Origin of the sequence: Shigella sp. FC1967, from assembly GCF_001743005.1 — a bacterium.
Taxonomy (GTDB): domain Bacteria; phylum Pseudomonadota; class Gammaproteobacteria; order Enterobacterales; family Enterobacteriaceae; genus Proteus.
Genome location: NZ_MIIZ01000115.1, coordinates 1 through 290, shown reverse-complemented (window position 1 = coordinate 290; position 290 = coordinate 1). Strand labels below are relative to the sequence as shown.

Sequence of the window (290 nt, the reverse complement as noted above, 5' to 3'; positions counted from 1 at the left end):
TTTGTTCGGAGACGTTCAGGAAGAGAGTCGGATACCGATCCTGGCAAAGGTGAAGATTGTCGTGAATGAACCGCGCCACCTCCATGTCCACCAGCCCCCAGTGAGGAGGTGATGAAAGAGAGGATGGCGTAAGAACCCGGCCTTCGTCGTACCAACGAGCCAGTACCTCAGCAGCGACAAACGAACCAGTGCGACGTCTTTAATTGGCTGGAAAGCCGGGGCAAAAATCATTCACCGCCCTCCTCAGCAAGTTCGCGGACGACAAACTTCTTGCCTCTGGCTGTAATGAT

Annotated in this window: 1 pseudogene; it reads right to left on the bottom strand. The window is 54.1% G+C overall.

Features of this window, described 5'->3' with window-relative positions:
- A pseudogene (locus BHE89_RS24615) lies at window positions 1-231 on the bottom strand (EAL domain-containing protein); the annotation flags it as partial.
- Window positions 232-290 lie beyond the last annotated feature (59 nt).